At 39.3% G+C, this 7,289-nt stretch carries 7 protein-coding genes; 4 read left to right on the top strand and 3 right to left on the bottom strand.

Features of this window, described 5'->3' with window-relative positions; all coding sequences use genetic code 11:
• Positions 1-35: 35 nt before the first annotated feature.
• Positions 36-1,193 carry a glycoside hydrolase family 130 protein gene (locus tag B4Z90_RS14770; RefSeq protein ID WP_286802643.1) on the bottom strand — a complete coding sequence of 386 codons (1,158 nt, stop codon included), beginning with the start codon at positions 1,191-1,193 and terminating at the stop codon, positions 36-38.
• Between the two features lie 302 nt (positions 1,194-1,495).
• Between B4Z90_RS14770 and B4Z90_RS14765 the strand changes: the two genes are divergently transcribed.
• The 3 genes from B4Z90_RS14765 (at position 1,496) to B4Z90_RS14755 (ending at position 4,082) form a co-directional block, all read left to right on the top strand.
• Positions 1,496-2,248: a DeoR/GlpR family DNA-binding transcription regulator gene (locus tag B4Z90_RS14765; RefSeq protein ID WP_083295861.1), complete on the top strand. Its 753-nt coding sequence runs from the start codon at positions 1,496-1,498 to the stop codon at positions 2,246-2,248.
• 11 nt (positions 2,249-2,259) lie between these two features.
• Positions 2,260-2,991: a ribose 5-phosphate isomerase A gene (gene rpiA / locus B4Z90_RS14760; protein WP_070564256.1), complete on the top strand. Its 732-nt coding sequence runs from the start codon at positions 2,260-2,262 to the stop codon at positions 2,989-2,991.
• 62 nt (positions 2,992-3,053) lie between these two features.
• The gene (locus B4Z90_RS14755) at positions 3,054-4,082 is read left to right on the top strand and encodes a Gfo/Idh/MocA family oxidoreductase (protein WP_286767535.1); all 1,029 of its coding nucleotides are present in this window, start codon (positions 3,054-3,056) and stop codon (positions 4,080-4,082) included.
• A 57-nt stretch (positions 4,083-4,139) separates the two neighbouring features.
• On the opposite strand, the gene B4Z90_RS14750 is transcribed toward B4Z90_RS14755, so the two are convergent.
• Entirely contained in the window at positions 4,140-5,033 is an 894-nt protein-coding gene (locus tag B4Z90_RS14750) for a cation diffusion facilitator family transporter (protein ID WP_070564262.1), read from the bottom strand.
• Between the two features lie 93 nt (positions 5,034-5,126).
• Positions 5,127-5,696: a TlpA family protein disulfide reductase gene (locus B4Z90_RS14745; RefSeq protein WP_139144947.1), complete on the bottom strand. Its 570-nt coding sequence runs from the start codon at positions 5,694-5,696 to the stop codon at positions 5,127-5,129.
• 279 nt (positions 5,697-5,975) lie between these two features.
• Between B4Z90_RS14745 and B4Z90_RS14740 the strand changes: the two genes are divergently transcribed.
• Complete coding sequence (locus B4Z90_RS14740) at positions 5,976-7,259, top strand: pepsin/retropepsin-like aspartic protease family protein (RefSeq protein WP_286802642.1); 1,284 nt, start codon at positions 5,976-5,978, stop codon at positions 7,257-7,259.
• The last annotated feature ends 30 nt before the right edge of the window (positions 7,260-7,289 follow it).

The raw sequence follows: 7,289 nt of genomic DNA, 5'->3' as shown, positions 1-7,289 counted from the left end.
CCCAAACTTTCGGTATGATCCCAACTTCTTCCCTTTTACAGTTCAGGCACAGGATCCATAAGCCCTGGATGGCGCGGATCATAAATAGCCACAGCAACTTTAGAGTCCGCACAACCATAATATAAAAACCATTTTTGTTTAAAAAAGACCAATCCTTCGATAAAAACCGTTCCATCTATATATTGTCCACTTTTTTCGAAAGATTCCATGGGGCGTAAAAACGGAACATCCATTCGAGCCAATACGCTTGTCGGATCTCGTGGACTAAATAAAACCTGTCCAGCGGAATAGGTATTTTTATTAAAACGCACATCCCCTTTCTCAGCATGATTCTTACCATTGTATAGCAATACAATTCCTTTATCAGTCAAAACTGCTGGAGGACCGCACTCTGTCAACGAACTATCAAAGTAACCATCCCTCGGCGAAATGAAGGCTTTCAGTGTACCTCTATTATCTGTTACGGGTACCCAGTCAATCAAATTATCGGATGTGGCGCCATAAACACCATGTTCTCCCCAGTACAACCAATATTTCCCATTGATTTTAGCTATAACCTGTTTGTTACCTTTCAATGTAGTCACAATAGAAGCCGATTTATGCGGTTCATTGACTAGAGTGCGCCTATTTCTCGAGTTCTTAAAAATAGGACCGTATTTAGTCCAGTGTTTCAGATCAGTGGATATTGCTACACCAAGCCGCGGTACCTTTCGGTTCCATTGGGTATAAAATAGCACAAAACGCCCATCCTCAGTCTGTGCTATCCGAGGATCTTCTGTCCCGCCAGGCCACTCGTTATCTTGCTGCTCATCAGGCCCCGGATAGAATATAGGCGTTTTCAGTCGTTCAAAATGAATACCGTCAGCACTAGCTGCTAACCCCAATCGGGAGGTCCGGTGGCCAATAGCTTTTCCTGTCCGATCTTCTGCACGATAAATGACATAGATACTATTTCCCCTTACTACTGCAGCAGGATTAAAAGTGTCGTTGTCCTCCCATCGAATTTCTTTCTTCAGCATTGGATCATAAAATACGGAACTCGTATCGGGCTCAATAATTGGATTGACACCTTTGGGCCGTTCAAAGCCTCCTAATACCCATTGTTCTTTTTTAAGCTTTCCAGCAGGCTGCACGCTGCAGCCGCATAAAAAGGCGAACAGAATAGAGCCTGCAATTTTTACGATAATATTCATATTTTAATTGATTTCTATGGTTTTACATGTAGTAGCAAACAACAGCCTGTAAAAGTGAAAATTATAAATTGGTTACCACTGAAGAGCGATCGAAACTATTATTGATCATTCACAAATATAATGCTAATAGAAAAAAGTACCGCAAAAACAAGTTCAACAAAATTGAATTGGGATCAAAATTAAAAAACACAAATAAACAATTCAACGATAAATAACTCGAAATATTGCAATATATCGCAATACTACAACGATTATAATGACAAATATTGCAGCATATAGCACAAAAACACTACATTTATAGTATGATATCCAAAGAAGAACGTCACGATTTTATATTAGTTAAAATCAAAAAGGAAAGGAAATTAGTAATGACAGAGTTAGCGGCCGAACTTGGTGTCTCTGAGCATACCGTCCGACGTGATCTTAAAGAACTATCTGACGCTGGCTTGCTCCGCGCTATTCGAGGGGGAGCCACTTTACGGTCAAACTTACCATTCGATATATACGACCGAAATAACCTTGATGTTATGGAGAAACAAGCCATAGCAGAAAAATCGATCACACTATTGAAAGATCATCAAGTCGTCTTTTTTGACGGTGGCACAACAACACAGGCAATTGCTGGCAACATTCCAGATAGCCTAAACCTTACTGTGGTCACACATAGTCTCCCAATAGCCAATATACTTGCAAACCTCCCAAACATCAGCTTGATTTTCGCGGGTGGCGCTTTCTGCAAATCATCTCTTACGATGCAGGGACAGCAAACTATTTCTACCTTTGAAGAAATATATGCGGATGTCAGCTTCATAGGTGTATGTAGCCTGGACCCCTATCGTGGACTTACGGCAAGAACTCGCGAAGAAACAGCTATCAAAAGAGTACTATGTAAAAATTCAATGAACATTGTTGCTGCCACAACGAGCAATAAGCTCGATACCCTGGCATCTTTTCTAACATGCCGCGCATCTGATATCAGTTATTTAATTACAGAAAAGGATCCTTCTGATCGCATTTTGCAGCCTTATGTCGAACAAGGTATTACAATTTTATAAGTTTACCATTTATGAACAATCTCAAACAGGAAGCCGCCAAAGCTGCTCTTCAACTTTTAGAACCTGATCAATTCATTGGACTAGGTGTTGGATCAACAATAGCTTATTTCATTGAATTAATTGCCAGTAGGGTCAGTTTTAAATCCAGCCTGAAATTTACATCGCCTTCTTTGGAAACCAAAATACTGCTCCAAGAAAATGGTCTTATTTGTATTGATAACAGTACCATAGCAACGCTGGATTATTATTTTGACAGCTGTGATCAGGTGGACATTCATTTAAATGCGTTCAAAAGTGGCGGCGGCGTACATACAGGTGAAAAGATTATGGCGAATATGGCAAAGCAATTTATTCTCTTGGTCGATGGCGCAAAGATGGTCGATAAACTGACCACAAAATATCCGCTATGTGTTGAAATTATTCCCGACGCCTGGCTATCGGTACTTAAAGAACTAAAATCAAGCTATTCTTCAGCGATATCAAACATTGTATTACGAAAATCTGAACAAAAATCGGGGCCTCTACTATCTGAAAGAGGTAATTTCCTGGCAGACATTTATTTTTCTAAACTGCCTGATATTTTTGATTTGAATAAACAAATCAAACTCATTACAGGCGTTGTAGAACATTCACTTTTTTATCAACTGTGTTCGGTATGTCTTCGAGCAACAGAAGATGGCGTAACACATCACTTTGCAAACCGCATTGTAGAATCGAACACGGACAAAAAAAGCACGCAATAGCATTAAATTTTATATTGAAGTCCAACAAGTAGCAAAACTGCGCTAAAATATTTTAAATCAACATGAAACACACTCAAATTAACACAGGAATACTAAGTTTTGGCATGTCAGGACGTGTTTTTCACGCGCCATTTATACATACCAATCCACATTTCAATCTCAGCGCTGTTGTAGAACGGTCGAAAAAAAACGCACATGAATTTTATCCGGCAATAAAAAGCTACGATAATATAACTGAATTACTAGCGGATGAAAGCATCGAACTGGTCATTGTGAACACACCAAACTATACCCATTTCCAATATGCAAAAGACGCCCTAGAGGCAGGAAAACACGTTTTGATAGAAAAACCTGCCGTTGATGATTCTACACAATTCGATACGCTTCTTGCCATCAGCAAAAAACAAGGAAAAGACTTATTTTTCTATCAAAACAGACGATATGATAGTCACTTTTTAGACATTAAAAAAGTGATCGAAAGTGGAGAATTAGGAAAGCTGATTGAAGTGCATTTCAGATTTGATCGCTATAAAATGGAATTGGGACAAAAATACTTTAAGGAAGATACGCAGTATATTTCCAATGGTATCACTTATGACCTAGGTCCGCACCTTATTGATCAGGCAATCTCACTTTTTGGAAAACCGGTTAAATTTACCAAGACAACATCCATCAACAGACCCGATTCTAAAGTTGCAGATTATTTTCACTATCATCTTTATTATCCAGCTGGACTGAACGTGTATTTAACAGGCAGTTTACTTGTCGCCTCTCCGCAGCCCGCCTTTGTCTTAAATGGTACAAAAGGGAGTTTTATCAAGAATATGACGGATGTGCAAGAACAGCAATTGCTAGATGGTATGTTGCCCGACGATCCATCTTATGGCCTTGAGCCAGCCGGCCTCGAGGGAAAACTTGTTACGATAGACGTATCAAATCAAAAACATGAGTCTTTAGTAACGCCACATACAGGAGATTACAATCAGCTGTTTGAAGCCATTTATGAAAGCTTAAGAAATAATATCGATTACCCTATTAAAGCGGATCAGATTAAATGGCAGATTCAATTGCTTGAAGCTGAAAACACCTAAGTTTTTAAACAATCAAATGGCAGCACGGTTCAAGAAAAATAATAGGTGCTGCCATTTTTAATTTGATTCCCAAAGGCATTCGTTCGGTTCAATATGGATCATCACATGACCAAGATCAGGAATATGCGCAACCAAGTGGTCTTTGAGTTTATGCGCCAGCTCATGCCCTTCTCTTACCGTAATTTCACTATCGACAATAGCGTGCAGATCGACGTGATATTTAGCCCCCGATTTGCGGACAAAACATTTTTCCGTGGCTTTTATCCCATCTACTTTTAATGCTTCTTGCCGGATATTGTCAATGACCTCATTGTATACATTTTCATCCATGATCTCGCCAAGCGCCGGTCTGAAAATATGGTAACAGTTATAAAGTATAAATCCAGCGGCAAATAATGCCGCGTAGTCATCCGCATTTTCATATCCCTTTCCGAGCAACAATGCAATAGATATCCCAATGAAAGCTGCAACTGACGTTATCGCATCGCTTCGATGATGCCAAGCGTCTGCACGAAGTGAAGAACTATTAGTTTCTTTACTTTTCTTCATAACGATCCTATAAGAAATCTCTTTCCACACAATGATCCCACCCAGAACAAATAAGGTCCAAGGCTTTGGCAGGTCATGTGGCGTTCCTATATTCTCAATACTTTCATAAGCGATTATGGTTGCAGAAACAATAAGAAAACCAACGACAATAAATGTAATGAGTGGTTCTACCCGACCATGGCCATAAGGGTGATTGTCGTCGGCAGGTCGTTGCGCATATTTTAAACCGAGGAGCACTAGAAATGAAGAGAAAATATCTGCCGTTGACTCAATTGCATCCGCTATCAGCGCATAAGAGTTTCCAAAGAAACCAGCTAACCATTTTAATAATGCCAGTGATGCATTACCTACAATACTAAAATAAGTCGTTCTGACTGCAGTCTGCTCTTGAAGTTCGGACATAGCTATAAATTAACTTGACACCGCGAAAATAATGTTTTTCTTTTCAAATTCTATTCTCCAGCTATATAAAATAGTGATCACAACCTTCGAGCTTTAGCTACCGCTCGCGATATCCTCCAATGCTTTTTTTATCTCAGGGGCCCCATAGTCACGGCTTCCTTCCAGACGCTCTACGATCTTACCCGCTTTATCCAAGATAACCGTTGTTGGTATGGACTGTCCTAAGAATTCTGCAGGAATTTCACCCGCTGCTATGTAAAGTGGTAGATCATACTTGTTTTCGGCCATGAATGCTGAAGACTTTTCTATGTCGCCATCCACATCTACCATGAGAAAAACGATATCTTTATTATCTTTAAGCGATTGCCTAAGCTGGTCAATAGAAGGTAGTTCATGAATACATGGGGGACACCAGGTCGCCCAGAAATTAATAAACACGACCTTACCTTTTAAAGCACTTAATTGAAGAACCTTACCCTCTTTATCCTTAAAAGATAACTCCTGCGTTGTGGTTGCAGTGTCAGCAATAGCTTCAGCAGGTCCCTCTACCTTTTCGGCCTTGGCCTCATTTTTAGTGCCTGTGTTTCCACAGCCAAAAAATAAACTGGTCGATAAAGCCGCAAGACCAAAAAAAATAATTCCTTTATTATACCTAATATTCATCGTCTTCTGTTTCATTAAATTATGCTATTTACAAATATATTACTGTCCACCAATCGCGGAGACCTCGCCTATCCAATCCTTTTGGGAGAAATTTCTCAAAACATTAGCTAATTTAACCTTAATTATTCAAGACCACAAGTATTACACACAACTTCACAACATAAACCATTGATCAATAACAAAATAAGCAACAATAAAATTAAAAAATTAACAAGAACTTTTCCGACATTTAAGAGCGTGAACATATCGTTGACCAAAAGACAATTAATTGAATACACCATGAATCTCCCAGCAAATCATTTCAAAAAATGCGTATCAATATGTTTCCTGTTATTCATCACCATCCAGCTTAATTTCGGACAATCCTCCTCAACTAAATTCAACAGGCTATATCAGCTAATAGCATCAAAAGATTTCTTCACTGCCCGCGACCTGTTTAGGGTAAATAAACCTTTCTTAAACGCCAATGAGCAAGTTTTTATTTTGGCAATACTCGATAACGCCTTTAACAAACCCATCGCTTCAAACAAAAAAATAGCACTATTGAGCGCAGCAACAGAAGAATTACCCGACACACTGCGACTAAAATTACGGCGTGTTCAGGAAGATAATTTTGTCAAACTGAAAGATTACGCGGGGGCAAAACAGACAACCCAGAAAATCCTACTCGACTTCGATCCTTTGCTGTCAACAGATACAAGAGCGGATCTCAGAAACAATCTAAAAATCTGGTCAGCACTTGAACATGTGCGGCCACAGCTTATAGAAATCAACGCCGATACCCGTCTTAAAATGACGAAAGATAAAGCCGGGTTGAAGAATCTAACACTAACAGTCAACGGCGATACGGCAAGTTTTATATTTGATACCGGAGCAAACCTATCGACAGTCACAGAGTCCGTGGCCAAACGTCTTCATATGGATCTTATCCGTGCAGATATTGATGTAGACGCCATTACCGGTGTTTCTATCAAAGCCGATTTGGCCGTTTGTAAACAATTAAAACTTGGTAGCATCAACATTTCAAACGCAATATTCCTGGTTTTCCCAGACAGCGCACTTTGTATCCCGCAAATTGGCTATCAGATCAATGGTATAATAGGCTTCCCTGTTATTGAAGCACTGCAAGAAGTACAGCTTACACAGGACGATTTTTTCATTGTACCCAAGAGACCTACAGTTTCATGGAAAGCATCGAATCTTGCAATAGATGGGTTATCACCGCTTATTGCCATTGATGGAAAGCACTATACTTTTGATACAGGAGCTGAAAAAACAATCCTTTATGCACCATTTTACGAAACCTACAAACAACATATCGAAAAACAGGATATACCGACCAAGGTCGCCATCGGAGGCGCAGGCGGTCAAGTTGAATATGACGGATTTGTTATACAACATACATTCCATATTAGCGATAAACCGATCGCTCTTAAAAATATAAGCCTATTAAAATCGAAGATTAAGAATGAAACCGTGTATGGAAATATAGGACAAGATATTATTCGCCAATTTTCTATAATGATACTAAATTTTAAAGATATGTTTATCCAATTTAATTAACAGAAAGCTAAGCTCGGTTTAGTCTCATCA

Source organism: Sphingobacterium sp. UBA5639, assembly GCF_002421245.1.
Taxonomy (GTDB): domain Bacteria; phylum Bacteroidota; class Bacteroidia; order Sphingobacteriales; family Sphingobacteriaceae; genus Sphingobacterium; species Sphingobacterium multivorum.
The sequence above is the reverse complement of the archived record's forward strand: the minus strand, read 5'-3'. Positions and strand labels throughout refer to the sequence as shown.